We start from the raw sequence: 14,301 nt of genomic DNA, 5'->3' as shown, positions 1-14,301 counted from the left end.
TGTGTAGTGCGGGGCCGGTATGGGCGGTGATTTATGAGTGCTTTATGGGGTGGCTCGGGCGTGTGGCGCGAAGCGACAGATAAGGGGAAAGGGCGGGCGGGCAGTGAGCCCGCCCGCCCTTAGCATTCGCGGCTGCGAGCTTGAGCCGCTTAAAAGATCTGGAAGCTAAAGGCTAGATCTTGCCAACCAGGTCGATGCCCGGGGTCAGGGTGTCCTGGCCCTCTTCCCACTTCGCCGGGCAGACCTCGCCTGGGTGCTCAGCGACGTACTGGGCAGCCTTGATCTTGCGGACCAGCTCGGAAGCGTCGCGGCCGATGCCCTCGGCGGTCTGCTCGATGTACTGGATGATGCCCTGCGGGTCGACCAGGAAGGTCGCGCGGTCGGCCTGGCCGACGCCCTCGCGCATGTTCTGGAAGTTGCGGGTCAGGTCGCCGTTGGAGTCGCCGATCATCGGGTAGTTGACCTTGCCGACCTCCTCGGAGGACTCGTGCCAAGCCTTGTGCACGAAGTGGGAGTCGGTGGACACGCCGTAAACCTCAACGCCCATCTTCTGCAGCTCCTCGTAGTGGTCTGCGAGGTCGCCGAGCTCGGTCGGGCAGACGAAGGTGAAGTCGCCTGGGTAGAAGAAGAAGACGGACCACTTGCCGAGGACGTCGTCCTTGCTGACCTCGGAGAACTCACCGTTGTGGAAAACCGGGTTCTTGAAATCCAGAATCTCAGTGTTGATCAGAGACATATGAACTTCCTTCCTGCTTTGTCGCTTGAATTGTCTGCCCTGTGGTGACCGGGCGCACAGGCCGGTGGTGGCCTGCGGAATTCCCGGGGTGGGCATTCACTATTTAAGGGTACCTAGCTGCGGCGGGCTTCGCTGCCGTAGCTTCTGCTCATTAATATAGCAGAACCTTTCAATTATTCAAGCCCCAATAGGTGAGGGCTATAACAAGTCTTCACTTTGGAGCTCTGGGCGTGTCACTGCATTGCGGGTGGAGGGATGGCTGGGTTGTCGCGGCGCGCAGCGGGGGTGCGGCGGATGCTCCGCCAGTGTCGTGTGCCTGCCGCGCGAGCAGTGTGTGCGGCGCCGCCGCGCGAGTTCCGTCATATGACCGCCTTGTGTGTTTTGCAGAGTTTGATGCCGGAAATTGGCGGAAAAGCGACATTAAACTCTGCAAAACGGATCAGTGGGGTGGGGTGAGCGGGTTGATGCGGGAGCTAGTAAATGGGTATCAGTCAGTGCTTGGTGGAGGAAGGGGCGAGTTGTAGACCGTTCGGTCTTCTTCAATGGGGGTAAAGTTATGCCGGGTTACCTGCGTGAATGATGTCTATGGGGTGAAAACTAGACAGAGCGGTACGTTTTGCGCTTTACAAACTTCCGGCGGGGCACTAATGTTCTCGGTCATACATAGACAGATCGGTTCATTACTGACAGAAAAGAGAGACACATGATCATCACCGGCCTCGCGCTCGGCGTGGTACTCGGATGGGTTATGCAGCGCGGCAGGTTCTGCGTCACCGGCATGATCCGCGATATCTTCCTCAACAAGACATGGCGTGGCTTTACCGCCCTCCTTATCGTCATCGCCGTCCACGCTGTGGGGTTGGCGGCGCTGACCACCGCTGGGGTCATCACCCCGGATTACAAGGAATTCGCCCCGCTGGCCGTGACTCTCGGCGGCTTCCTCTTCGGTGCCGGCATCGTGCTCGCCGGCGGCTGCGCCTCCGGTACCTGGTACCGCTCGGCAGAGGGGCTCATCGGCTCCTGGCTGGCGCTGATTTTTTACGCGGGTAGCGCCGCCGCCATGAAGGGCGGCGCGCTGAACTTCCTCAACGAAGGCCTGCGCAGCTGGACCCTGCCGCTGACCACCATTAACGCCTCCCTGGGGGTTTCCGTCTGGTGGCTGGTGATCCCATTCGCCATCGGCGTGGCCTTCCTGACCCGCCGCTTCCTCGCCGAAGAGGCAGCGGCCCCGAAGATGGCCACCCTGAAGCCGAAGAAGACCGGCTTGGCGCACATCCTCGCGGAAAAGCCCTGGCACTTCTACCCAACCGCAGCCATCATCGGCGTGCTCGGCGTGATCGCCTGGCCACTCTCCGCCGCCACCGGCCGCAACGACGGCCTCGGCATCACCAGCCCGTCCTCCAACCTCTCCAAGTTCCTCATCAGCGGTGAGGACACCGTCGACTGGGGCGTGCTGCTGGTCCTCGGCCTGCTGGTCGGCGCATTCTTTGCCGCCAAGGCCTCCGGCGAGTTCCGCCTGCGCCTGCCGTCCGCTACCCAGGCCGTGCGCTCCGTCGTCGGCGGCGTCCTGATGGGTGTCGGCGCCTCCGCCGCCGGTGGCTGCACCGTCGGCAACGGCATGGTCCAGACCTCCCTGTTCAGCTACCAGGGCTGGGTTGCGCTGCTGTTCATCTCCATCGGCATCTGGGCAGCCGCCAAGCTGTGGCTCAAGCCCACCGACGCCGTCCCGGGCCAGAGCGCACAGCCGACGCAGAACACCCCGAAGGCTGATGCCGCACCGACCGTCGCCGCTCCGGCCGTGCAGTCCGCAGAGGCTGCCGACCTGCAGTCCGCTGGCGCGCAGTACGGCTTCCAGACCACCGGCGTGGCCCTCCTGGAGCGTCCTCAGATTGCGACGGCCGCCGGGTCGACGTCCGAAAACACCGGCACCACGACCGGCCTGGAGCTGGTCGGGGACCGTACCTACAAGCTGGACTCCCTCGGCGCGGTCTGCCCCTTCCCGCTGATCGATGCCAAGGCTGCCATCGCACAGCTTCAGGTCGGCGACTCCCTGCAGATCGACTTCGACTGCACCCAGGCCACCGACGCCATCCCGCGCTGGGCCGCCACCGACGGTCACGAGGTGACGAACTTCGAGCAGACCGACGAGGCTGGCTGGACGATCACCGTCAAGAAGGGTGAATAATCCGCAAACTGCACTGAAAAACTAAATAAAAACCCCAGGGGCGGGTGGGTGCTTCCTGCTAACTTTGGAAACCAAAGTAAGGGAAGGAAGCAACCTCATGCGAGCGAGACACCAGCACGCAACGCCACGGGAAGCCAGCCTGGCCCCCGCAGCAACGACCCGCCCCGAGCGTAACCCCGGCCATGCTGGCCGGGCACGCAGCAGCGCCACACTGCACAGCAGCGTGAACCTGCGTAGCAACATGAAGCACCGCAGCGCGATGGCCGTCGCCATCGCGCTGTTGCTGTCTCTAGCCGGGGTCGTTGTCCCCTTCGGGCAGCCCCAGGCCGCGGCGGAAGCCAAGGACATTCCGCCGACCATGCTGATCCTCGACGCATCCGGCTCCATGATGGCCCGCGACGCGGACGGCCAGACCCGCCTGGACGCGGCGAAGGAGGCGTCCAAGAACTTCTCCCGCTCCGTCTCCAAGGACTCCGAGCTGGGCTTCATGGTCTACGGCACCAAGGTCGGCAACTCCCCGGAGGAGCGAGAGGCCGGCTGTAAGGACGTCACCACCCTGCTGCCCGTGGGCAAGGGCAACGCGGGCAAGATCCCGGGCGAGGTGGACAAGGTCAACGCCTCCGGCCACACTCCCATGGGCCCAGCCCTGAAGCAGGCCGCCAAGGAGCTACCTAGCGAGGGCGAGCGCTCCATCGTTCTGGTCTCCGATGGCGAGGACACCTGCGCCCCGCCGCCGGTCTGCGATGTCGCAAAGGACCTGCACAAGCAGGGCATCGACCTGACCATCAACACCGTCGGCTTCCTGGTCGACCCAGCTGCCCGCAAGGAGCTGCAGTGCATCGCCGAGGCCGGTGGCGGCGAGTACCTGGACGCTAAGGACTCCGAGTCCCTCGCCGAGTCCATGAAGGTTCTGGCGACCCGCACCGCCCAGACCGCGGAGTCCAACGCCCCGGAAATTAAGGGCGGGGACGACGCCGCGTCCGCCACCGAGGTCCCGGAAGACGTCGAGCTCTTCTCCACCCCGCTGCGTGAAAAGTCCGGCGGCGCGAAGAATGACGAGGACGGCGCCGAGTACTTCAGCACCCCCATTGCAGAGGGCGAGCGCCTCGCGATCGGTGTGGCTACGATGCCGCCGCCGTCCCAGGGCAGCGAGATCGGCTTCGGTAAGAACTTCTCGGTCAAGGTCGAGGTCGACGAGCCTCTGTGCTACCTCGCTAACGACAACGATGTCGGAATCATTGACTCCAACGGCCCGTTCTTCGCTTCGTGGACCACACAGCAGGCCGGCGAGGACTGCCCCGCCGGGGACTTCCGCTTCAAGGTGGTGCGCAAAAGTGGCCCTTATAAGGGCAAGGAGATCCCGGCTGAGGTCTCGATTAAGCGCCTGCCGAACGAGGACCTCTCTGAGGTTCCGGAACCCTTTGCGGCGGATAAGGCCGAGAACCGCAAGGAGCCGAGCGCTGCCGGCAAGCCCCGCAAGGTGACACCAGGCGCATGGTTCGACAACGCCACCGAGCTGAACCCGGACGCCAAGGAAACCGTCAGCGCGGACATCGTCCCGGGCGAGGCTCACGTCTACAAGATCAAGACCGACTACGGCCAGCAGCTCCGCGGCGGAATCAAGGTCACCAGCGAGCCACCGAGGGACCACTACGCAGAGATCAAGCAGCTGGACATCAACGTCCTCAACTCCGCCCGCCAGAAGGCAGCGATCGCGGAGAGCGTGCACGTCCGGGAGGGTGATTCCAAGGCCTTCGGTAACCCCGTGCGCGTGAACTACCGCAACATGGTGGGTGACGGGAAGGAACAACCGAGTGACGTCGAATCCCAGAAAGCCTGGCTGGACGGCGAGCAGTACATCGTGATCTTCCTGAACAAGAGCCTCAAAGCTGGTGCTAACCGCGACATCAGCAAGGAGAAGAACGCCACCGCCACCTACGAGCTCACCACCGAGCTGGTGGGGGAGAAGATCCCCGGCCCGAGCTTCGAGAAGGTCTCCAATGACACGGAGATCGAGGAGAGCGAGAAGGCCGAGGAGCCGAAGGAGACCGAGCAGGCGGCCGCTGAGGAGGATAGCTCCATCAATTGGTTCCTGATCGGCGCGGGCGTGCTCGTGGTGCTGGCCGTGGCCCTGGTGGCCCTGACCCGTCGCGGCCGCTAGAGCTCGCGGCGCTGGAGCTAGCAGAGCTCAGCGCTAGCGCCCGACGTTAGGGATAAGGCGGGTGGCAGCTCTCCGCCGCCCCGCACCAGCCCAACCGGAATCAACTCAACCGGCACCAGCCCAACCGGAGCCAAGCACAACGAAGCCCCGGCCCTGCCACTGAATCATTCTCAGTGACAGGGCCGGGGCTTTAGCCGTGCCCTGGTAGTACCAGAGGAGTACCAGAGGGCTAGTCGCGGGAAGTCCTGAAGAGCTCCCCGCACCCACCTGCTAGCTCTTCAGGGAGTCCAGCGGGGTGAAGCGCTCGCCGTACTTCGCGGCCAGCTCCTCGGCGCGGGCGACGAAGCCAGCCACGCCGGTGGTCGGGTAATCCCCGCCGTCCACATCAGCCTTCTTGCCCTCCGGCAGCGCAGCGGCAGCCGGGCGAGCGTAGTTCTTGATGTACTGGCGGGTACCGCCGGTCCAGGCCGGGAAGCCGATGCCCATGATGGAGCCGATGTTGGCGTCCGCGTCAGACATCAGCACGCCCTCGTCGATGCACTTCTGGGTCTCCAGAGCCTCAGCGAAGAGCATGCGCTCCACCAGGTCGACCAGAACCGGGCCCTCGGTGGAGATGGACTCCAGGCCGTGGCCGGCGGTCGCGGACTCGGCGTCCGGGACGGTGACGGACCCGCCGCCCAGCTCGTCCCACAGGCCGCGCCACAGACCCGTGCGGCGGCCCTCCTCGTTGTACTCGTAGAAGCCCTTGCCCTCGAGCTTGCCCGGGCGGTCGTAGACGTCCAGCATCTTGTCGACGATCTCGGTGACGCCACCGTCGTCCACGGAGATGCCGGCAGCCTCCTGCGCGGCCTTGGTCTCGGCGCCGATCTTGCGGGCCAGCTTCAGGTTCAGCTCATCCTGCAGCTGCAGCGGCGGTGCCGGGTAGCCAGCCTGGCGGCCAGCTGCCTCGATGACGGCCGGGTCGATGCCCTCGGCCAGCATGCGCATGGCCTCGTTGAGGAAGAAGCTGATGACGCGGGAGGTGTAGAAACCGCGGGAGTCATTGACGACGATCGGGGTCTTGCGGATCTGGCCGGTGAAGTCCAGGGCCGCAGCCAGGGTTTCGTCGGAGGTCTCCTCGCCCTTGATGATCTCCACCAGCGGCATCTTGTCGACCGGGGAGAAGAAGTGGATACCGATGAAGTCCTTCGGGCGCTTCACACCGGTAGCCAGCTCGGTGATCGGCAGGGTGGAGGTGTTGGAGCCCAGGACGCAGTCCTCCGGCACCGCTGCCTCGATCTCTGCCCAGACCTTGTGCTTGAGCTCGGTGTTCTCGAAGACCGCCTCGATGACGATGTCACAGTCGGAGAGGTCGGCGTAGTCCACGGACGGGGTGATCCGGTCCAGCAGAGCCTTCGACTTCTCCTCGGTGGTCTTGCCGCGCTTCAGCGCCTTGGCCTCCAGGCCCTCGGAGTAGGCCTTGCCCTTCTCCGCTGCCTCCAGCTTGATGTCCTTGAGGACGACCTCCATGCCGGCCTTCGCAGCGACATACGCGATGGCAGCACCCATCATGCCGGCGCCGACCATGCCCAGCTTCTTGAACTGCTTACGCGGCACGTCCTTCGGGCGGGAGCCGCCACCGTTGCAGTACTGCAGGTCGAAGAAGAAGGCCTGCATCATGTTCTTCGAGGTGGAACCGGTGACGAGGTCCACGAAGTAGCGGGTCTCGACGCGGGTGGCCTCCTCGATGTTCTTCAGCTGCAGACCCTCGACGGCTGCGGCGAGGATCGCCTTCGGCGCCGGCATCGGCGCGCCCTTGATCTGCTTGGTGACGTTGGCCGGGAAGGACGGCAGGAACGCGGCCAGCTTCGGGTTGGTCGGGGTGCCACCCGGGACCTTGTAGCCCTCGGTGTCCCACGGCTGCTTCGCATCCGGGTTTTCCTTGACCCACTTCTTCGCGGCGTCGAGCAGCTGATCGGCCGGTACGACCTCGTCGATCAGGCCGGTCTTCAGTGCGTCCTCGGCGCGGAATTGGCGGCCAGTGGTCAGGACCTTCATCAGCGCGTCCTGCAGGCCCAGCATGCGGGTCACGCGGGTCACGCCGCCACCACCCGGCAGCAGGCCGAGGGTGACCTCTGGCAGGCCGACCTTCAGGCCCTTGGCGTCGGAGGCCACACGGTGGTGGGTGGCCAGAGCCAGCTCGAGGCCTCCGCCGAGCGCGGTGCCGTTGATGGCTGCTGCGACCGGCACGCCCAGGGTCTCCAGGGCACGCAGGTCGGCCTTCATCTGGTCGATCTGCTGGGTCAGCTCGGCGGCATCCGCCGGGGTGGCCTGGATCATGGCCTTGATATCGCCGCCGGCGAAGAAGGTCTTCTTCGCGGACGCGATCACAACACCCTTGACCTCGCCGGCCTCGACGGCCTCCTTGACCTTCGCCACGGTGGCGGTGAGGTCGTCCTGGAAGGTGGTGTTCATGGTGTTGACCGGTGCGTTCGGGTCATCCATCGTCAGGGTGAGGATGCCATCGGCGTCGACATCCCACGCGAACATGTTGTTGCTCATTGATTCTCCTGTATTCGAATCTTGCAGTGAGGTAGTGCTCTTCAGCGCTGAATGACTTCAGTGCTTACAGCGGCTGCAGTGCTTGAACTGTCGGGTGTCGATCGCTTAGACGCGCTCGATGATGGTGGCCACGCCCATGCCTGCTGCGACGCACAGGGTGATCAGCGCGTAGCGGCCGCCGGTGCGGTGCAGCTCGTCGACTGCGTTACCGGTGATGATCGCGCCGGTCGCGCCCAGCGGGTGGCCCATGGCGATCGCGCCACCGCTGATGTTGAGCTTCTCATCCGGGATGTTCAGCTCGCGCTGCGCGCGCAGGACGACGGAGGAGAAGGCCTCGTTGATCTCCCAGACGTCGATGTCCTCCGGCTTCAGACCAGCCTTGGCCAGCGCAGCGCGGGAGGCCGGTGCCGGTGCGGTGAGCATGATGGTCGGCTCCACGCCGGTGGTGGCGACGGAGACGACGCGGGCGCGCGGCTCGAGGTCCATCTCCTGACCCGCCTTCTCGGAGCCGATGGCCAGCAGGGCTGCGCCGTCAACGATGCCGGAGGAGTTACCCGCGTGGTGCAGGTGGTTGATGCGCTCGAGCTGCGGGTACTTCGTCTGCGCGACGGCGTCGAAGCCGCCCTGGTCGCCGATCATGGCGAAGGCCGGACGCAGGCCGGAGAGGGACTCCACGGTGGTGCCCTGACGGATGGTCTCGTCGCGGTCCAGCAGCACCTGGCCGTTCTGGTCCTTGACCGGGACGACGGTGCGGTCGAAGCGGCCCTCCTCCCAGGCCTTGGCGGCGCGCTCGTGGGAGCGGGCGGCGAAGGCGTCGAGGTCCTCGCGGGTCATTCCGTCGAGGCTGGCGATGATGTCCGCGGAGATGCCCTGCGGGATGAAGTCGTTGTAGAAGTTGGACTCCGGGTCGAGGGCGAGGGCGCCGCCGTCGGAGCCCATCGGCACGCGGGACATGGACTCCACGCCACCTGCGAAGACGAGCTCATCCCAGCCGGAGCGCACCTTCTGTGCAGCGAGGTTGAGGGCGGTCAGGCCGGATGCGCAGTAGCGGTTGACCTGCAGGCCGGTCGCGGAGTACGGCAGGCCGGCGTTGAGTGCGGCGGTGCGGGCGATGTCCATGCCCTGGTCGCCGACGGGGGTCACGCAGCCAGCGATGACGTCGTTGATGCGCGCCGGATCCAGGCCTGGGTTGCGCTCCAGGATGGCCTCGATCAGTCCGCTGAGCAGGCTGACCGGCTTGACGGTGTGCAGGGATCCGCCGGGCTTGCCCTTTCCACGGGGCGTCCGGACGGCGTCGTAGATGAAGGCCTCAGGGGCGCCAGAGTTGCTCGTCATGACAGTCCTTTGGTTCCTATCGTTCGAGAAATGTGTCCTGCATCACTTTAATCTATTTCGGCCCGATAGTTGTACTTTTATTCTCTTCTTTTTAGGACGTCAGTTCCCGCCTCCCCGAGCTACCGCCAGCTAGGCCTTCCGGAACACCAGAACCAGATTGGATACCGCGAACTCCCGCAGCAGCGGAATCCGCACCATCCACCACGCCCACCAGGGGTGATAGCGCGGGAACGCCGCCACCAACTCAGCGCCGCCTGCGGCGGCAACCCGCTGGCCGTATCGCAAACCATCGGCCGCGGAGACGTTGAATAGTGACTCGCCCCAGCGATTCTTCGGCGGCTTGCCCATCTTCTTCTCGTAGCGCCGCGCCGCGAACTCCCCGCCCACGTAGTGCTCCCACAGGCCTGTCTCGTGGCCGCCGAAGGGGCCGAGCCACACCGTATAGCTGTAGATCATCACCCCGCCCGGCTTGGTGACCCGCAGCATCTCATCGGCCATCACCCAGGGCTCCGGCACGTGCTCGGCGACGTTAGAGGAATAGGTGATGTCGAAGGCGGCGTCGATAAACGGCAGCTCCATCCCAGAGCCCCGCACCGAGGAGGCCAGGGTGATGCCCGCGGCTGCCATCTCGCCCACGTCCGGTTCGCAGGTCACGTACTCCGCGCCCGCGTCGCCGAAGGCGACACCGAAGTAACCAGGCCCGCCACCGACGTCCAAAATCTTGGAGCCAGCGAGCTCCCGTCCCGTCGCGCCGCGCCACAGGGCCTCGATGAGCCCCACCGTGTCCTCGGCGAGGTGACCGTAGAAGATGTCGGGACGAGTCTGCTCATACCGGAAGTCCGAAAGCAGGCCCACCGCGCGCCGCAGGCTGGCTTTCGGGCGCCAGAAACGCAGGGCGGAATTGCCCGCGGGGGCGGTGAGGGCAGTGCTGATGCGCCGGAAGAAACGCCGGGCGGGGTGCGCGGAAGTCATGGAAGGAATTGTGACATAACCAGAAGTGTTTGGGGTCGAATCCGGGTAGGGTGTGATGCACAATGAGTCGTTCCCTAAAAGTAATTTTGCTGTGCTGGCGCGACACCAACCACCCGGAGGGCGGTGGTTCGGAGCGCTACCTCGAACAGGTGGGGCAGTATCTCGCCTCCCAAGGACACGAGGTGATTTACCGCACCGCTTACTACCCGGGAGCGAAGAAAACCGAGCACGTCCAGCGCGGCGGTTATTGGCTGAAATTCTCCCGCGCCGGGGGAAACTTGAGCGTCTACCCTCGCGCGCTGTTGGCGCTGCTGGCGGCCCGGCTCGGCCTGCGGGTCGGCGTGATTGGGAAGATGGGCACCCCGGACGTGGTCGTCGATACCCAAAACGGTGTGCCCTTCTTTGCCTCCCTCGTCTCCGGCGCCCCCACCGTGGTGCTCACTCACCACTGCCACCGCGAGCAGTGGTCGGTTGCCGGCCCGGTGCTCTCCCGGATCGGCTGGCTCGTGGAATCCAAGATCTCCCCGCTGATCCATCGCCGCAACCGCTGGGTCACGGTCTCGCAGCCCTCGGCGGAGGAATTCGCCGCGCTGGGCGTGCCGGCTGAGAACTTCACGATCATCCGCAATGGCATCGAACCCGTGCCCGAGGCCGCACGGGGGCACAGCGCCCAGGAAGGGGAGGATAAGCCCGTTTACCTGGTCGCGCTGTCCCGACTGGTGCCGCACAAGCAGATCGAACACGCTCTCGACTGCCTCGCTGCTCTGCAGCGGAGCCACCCCAACCTTCGCCTGGACGTCATTGGAGATGGCTGGTGGGCGGAAAATCTACGCCGGTATGCCCAGGAGCTCGGGGTGGACGGCAAGGTGGTCTTCCACGGCTACGTCAGCGAGGAACTCAAGCACCGCATCCTGCAGCGCGCCAGCATCCACGTCATGCCCTCCCGAAAGGAAGGATGGGGGCTGGCCGTGATCGAGGCAGCCCAGCACGGGGTGCCCACCGTGGGCTACGAATCTTCCGCAGGTCTGCGGGACTCCATCGTGGACGAGGAGACCGGCCTGCTGGCCACCTCCCCGGGTGGGCTGATTAACGCTGTGGAGCACCTGCTGGACGACCCCGAACGCTGCCGGCGCATGGGGCAGGCTGCCGAGCGGCGGGCCGCCCAGTACTCCTGGGAGAACACTGGCCGGGCCTGGGAGGTACTGCTGCACCAGGTTGCGGAGCCCCGGAAGGCCGAACGCTAGGACTATCCGGAGATCTCGGCGGCCAGGGCGCGCCGGCGCGCGTCACGCCGCGCCTGGCCCAGCGACCATAAGCCCGCGCCCAGCGCGCCCAGCTGGGTGATCCAGTACAAGACCATGCCCGCCACCGCGGGCGTGGAGGGCTGCTTGCTGCCAGCCCCGTGCGGCTGCGGGATGCGGTAGAGCTGCATGCCCTCGACTTCGTCGACCATCGGATACGCCTCCAGCAGCTCGTCGAGCTGTTGGTATTTCTCGTCGCCGCGCATCAGCGGCCGGTCGGCGATCACCCAGCCCACACCGCTGGCTGCCAGCGTGTCCCGGCCCGCCATCGTGTCTTTGATAAGCCGGATCGTATCCCGATCGCCGTCGACGATCTTGCCATCCACGATGAGGAACTGCGGATCCAGCGGCTGACCAGGCAGCATCTTCAACGCCGGGGTGAGGGTCGGTTCGCCGTCCTCACGCAGGCGGTAATTGCCGGGAGGGAAGAGCAGAATCTTGGTCCGTGGCACCCCAGAGATCGTCTCCGCGAAGCTCGCCCATGCCGGCGAAATACGCTGCGGGGCGGTGGGGGCGACGTCCGCGGGATAACCAGGCACGGTAGCGATGACCAGTGTGCCGACGGCTAGGGGTGCGACCCCGCCCATCAGTCGGGCGCCGGCGGGGGAGAGCCCCTTGCTGGTGGATACCGCGCGCTGTCGCAACCGCTCCAGACCTACGGCCAGCAGCAGGATCAGGCCCGGCAAAGCCAGCCCCACGAGCTTGTGAGTATCGCGGAATAGTGCCGCCCCCGGGACATGCGCCACCAGAAAGCGCATCAGGGCCAGCCCAACCGGTGTTGCGAGCAGCAGGGGGACCGAGAAGGCCGCAGCGGTGAGCACCGCAACGCCCCGGTACACGCGCCACAGCTCCGCGATGCCCCACGCCGCGAAAAGGAAGAGCGCGAGCCCCGCCAGCGCGCCAAGCAGGCCCCGGGAGGGAGGGATCGCGCCGGCGTTCCAGATACCACCCAGCCCCAGCACCGAGACCACCGTGCCCAGCGGGCCATCCGGGCCCACCGCGAATGCCTCCGCGCTGCTGGCCGAAGACCGAGAGGGCGTGCCGTTGAGCAGGGTCACCAGCAGCCAGGGGCTTGCCAGGGCGAGGCTGGTGAGCAGCACCAGGGCGCGGGAACGCGCCGTCGGGCTAAAGACCAGGGCGACGAGCGCGCCCAACACCAGCCCGGCCGGGGTCAGCCCCGCGAGGCTGATCAGCAGCACCTGCGGGCCCCGGAATCCCGTCGCCGCACAGTAGGAGATCGCGGGTAGCAGCATTACCGCCAGTGCTAGCGACCACTGACCCTGCAGCAGCCGCTCGATGACATACGGGTTCCACACCACGAACAGCCCGCACACCAGCTGGGTGGCCCGGTGGGCGCCCGCCATGTCGCGGGCCATCTTCACCGCGCCAAGGATTCCGCAGGCTGCCGCGATCAGCACCAAAGCCGCCGCCAACGTGGTCGAGGGGATGATGGGCGAGAAGACCGCGAGGATCGCGTCCTGCGGCAGCGCCCGCGGCGCATAGTCCGCCTTGCCGAGTACTAGGTCATTGGCAGTGAGGCTGAAGGGCACCATCATGTCGCGGAGCATGAAGGCCCGATCCCGGGACGGGATGAGGCCCCACCAGAAGGGCCACAGCGTGCTGGCGGTGACCGTGAGGATGAACAGCCCCAGCCCCCACGCCGGAACGCGCGGGGTGGACTGGCCGGACTCACCTGTGGCCAGTCCCCGCGTCGGCGTCGAATTCATGGAAAAGCTCACAATAGAAGTTTAAGCCCGCCCCGTTGCTGCGAAAGCAGAAACGGAAAGCGGGCTTAAAACGTCAGGCGACTAGATTGCGATCTAGCTCTTACGCGGTGCGCGCTGCAGCCACAGGCCGACGAAGAGCAGGAACAGACCCAGCAGGCCAGCGATGATCGGAACCGTGGTCCCCATCGTCTTGATGGTGCTCAGGCCTTCCTTGGCGGTCACCATCTGGCCTTCCTTGGACTTCTCGTCCCACTGTGCCGGCAGGTACATTGCGGTGCGCTTCGGGTTGGCCAGCTCGCGCTCCCGGTTCTCCGGCTTCGCGATCTCCTTGGCTTCCTCTTCGTCCTGCGCGTAGAACATCCAGATCTCTTCGGCACCGTTGACGATCGCGCCAGTCTCCGGCTCGATGCTGATCTTGCGGTTAACGGTGTAGTAGCGCTGCATCTCGACGTCCGGGCCAGCGTCGGACTCCTCGTCCTTGTCCTTACCCTTCTTCGGGTTACGGATCTCGTCGTCCTTCAGGCCCCAGACCTTCGCCGGGAAGGTCAGCTTCAGCGAGGCGAGGACGCCCTCCTCCGCGGCGGTCAGGGAGCCGTCGGACTCGAGGTACTTCTTCTGTGCGTCGTACAGCGGGGTCGGGTCGATCGTCTGCTCGAAGGTGTAGATCTTCTCGCCGCCCTGCTCGCCTTCGTCGACGAAGTCGATCGGGTTGGTGGTCAGGGTCTGGGCGTCGAAGTAGGGGTAGGACTTCCGGTCAGCGCCCATCGGGAACTGGTACTGCAGGCCCTTACGGACGAACTCCGGCGGGGTGTAGCCCTCCGCGTCCTTGCCCTTCGGCGGAGCCAGGTTGAGGGAGGAGACCGGGTCGGTCACCGGCATCTGAGTCTTGCGGTCCAGGGTGACGCGGTCGATGGTGGCGGAGAGCAGGTTATCCGGCTCGCTCTTGTCCGTGCGGAAGACGGTTTGGCCAACCTCCAGGGTGACCTGCTTCTTGTCGCTCGGCTCCTGCGCGGTGGTGAACTTCTGGGTCTGGATTTCGACGTCCTTCCAGATGAAGCACGAGACTTCCTTGTTGTCCCCCTTGCACTCCGGGCGGTTCTTGTTATCCCCCACGGGCTTGCCCTTCGCCAGCGCTCCCGAGTCGAGGAGGCGAGCCTCGACCGGCTCGGTGCTCGTCGTCGACACGACGTCCAGCGGCAGAACCTTGCCCTTAGGGACGACGTAGGTCGGAAGGGCGATCGCGAAGACCAGCAGAGCTGCTCCCAAAACGATCGAGATTAGGGAGATGGTTTTTCTCATATGGCAATTCCGTTCAGTGTCCTTGAGGCCTCTCTGCCCAGAGA

9 protein-coding genes are annotated in these 14,301 nt (G+C 65.4%); 3 read left to right on the top strand and 6 right to left on the bottom strand.

Annotation, left to right across the window (positions count from 1 at the left end; genetic code table 11):
* Nucleotides 1-172: 172 nt before the first annotated feature.
* The gene (gene ahpC, locus QP413_RS04620) at nt 173-736 is read right to left on the bottom strand and encodes an alkyl hydroperoxide reductase subunit C (RefSeq protein WP_012359441.1); all 564 of its coding nucleotides are present in this window, start codon (nt 734-736) and stop codon (nt 173-175) included.
* A gap of 703 nt (nt 737-1,439) precedes the next feature.
* Between ahpC and QP413_RS04615 the strand changes: the two genes are divergently transcribed.
* Nucleotides 1,440-2,921: a YeeE/YedE thiosulfate transporter family protein gene (locus QP413_RS04615; RefSeq protein WP_284780835.1), complete on the top strand. Its 1,482-nt coding sequence runs from the start codon at nt 1,440-1,442 to the stop codon at nt 2,919-2,921.
* A gap of 97 nt (nt 2,922-3,018) precedes the next feature.
* Nucleotides 3,019-5,082 carry a VWA domain-containing protein gene (locus QP413_RS04610; RefSeq protein ID WP_284780834.1) on the top strand — a complete coding sequence of 688 codons (2,064 nt, stop codon included), beginning with the start codon at nt 3,019-3,021 and terminating at the stop codon, nt 5,080-5,082.
* A gap of 270 nt (nt 5,083-5,352) precedes the next feature.
* On the opposite strand, the gene QP413_RS04605 is transcribed toward QP413_RS04610, so the two are convergent.
* From QP413_RS04605 to QP413_RS04595, 3 genes are all read right to left on the bottom strand, one after another.
* A complete protein-coding gene (locus QP413_RS04605; RefSeq protein ID WP_284780833.1) occupies nt 5,353-7,623 on the bottom strand; it encodes a 3-hydroxyacyl-CoA dehydrogenase NAD-binding domain-containing protein in 2,271 nt (756 codons plus the stop codon).
* A gap of 105 nt (nt 7,624-7,728) precedes the next feature.
* Nucleotides 7,729-8,958 (bottom strand): acetyl-CoA C-acetyltransferase, encoded by a 1,230-nt coding sequence (locus QP413_RS04600; RefSeq protein WP_070758530.1) that lies wholly within the window; start codon nt 8,956-8,958, stop codon nt 7,729-7,731.
* Between the two features lie 129 nt (nt 8,959-9,087).
* Entirely contained in the window at nt 9,088-9,993 is a 906-nt protein-coding gene (locus tag QP413_RS04595) for a class I SAM-dependent methyltransferase (protein ID WP_284780832.1), read from the bottom strand.
* Between QP413_RS04595 and QP413_RS04590 the strand changes: the two genes are divergently transcribed.
* Nucleotides 9,993-11,174, top strand: a complete 1,182-nt coding sequence (locus QP413_RS04590; RefSeq protein WP_284780831.1) for a glycosyltransferase family 4 protein — start codon at nt 9,993-9,995, stop codon at nt 11,172-11,174. The two genes, QP413_RS04595 and QP413_RS04590, sit on opposite strands and share 1 nt — an antisense overlap.
* A gap of 2 nt (nt 11,175-11,176) precedes the next feature.
* On the opposite strand, the gene QP413_RS04585 is transcribed toward QP413_RS04590, so the two are convergent.
* On the bottom strand, nt 11,177-12,970 hold the full coding sequence (locus tag QP413_RS04585) for a hypothetical protein (protein ID WP_284780829.1): 1,794 nt from the start codon (nt 12,968-12,970) through the stop codon (nt 11,177-11,179).
* Nucleotides 12,971-13,051: 81 nt separating this feature from the next.
* A complete protein-coding gene (locus QP413_RS04580) occupies nt 13,052-14,257 on the bottom strand; it encodes a DUF3068 domain-containing protein (RefSeq protein WP_284780828.1) in 1,206 nt (401 codons plus the stop codon).
* Nucleotides 14,258-14,301: the final 44 nt, after the last annotated feature.

This window comes from Corynebacterium sp. UMB4614, from assembly GCF_030217065.1.
Taxonomy (GTDB): Bacteria; Actinomycetota; Actinomycetes; order Mycobacteriales; family Mycobacteriaceae; genus Corynebacterium.
The sequence above is the reverse complement of the archived record's forward strand: the minus strand, read 5'-3'. Positions and strand labels throughout refer to the sequence as shown.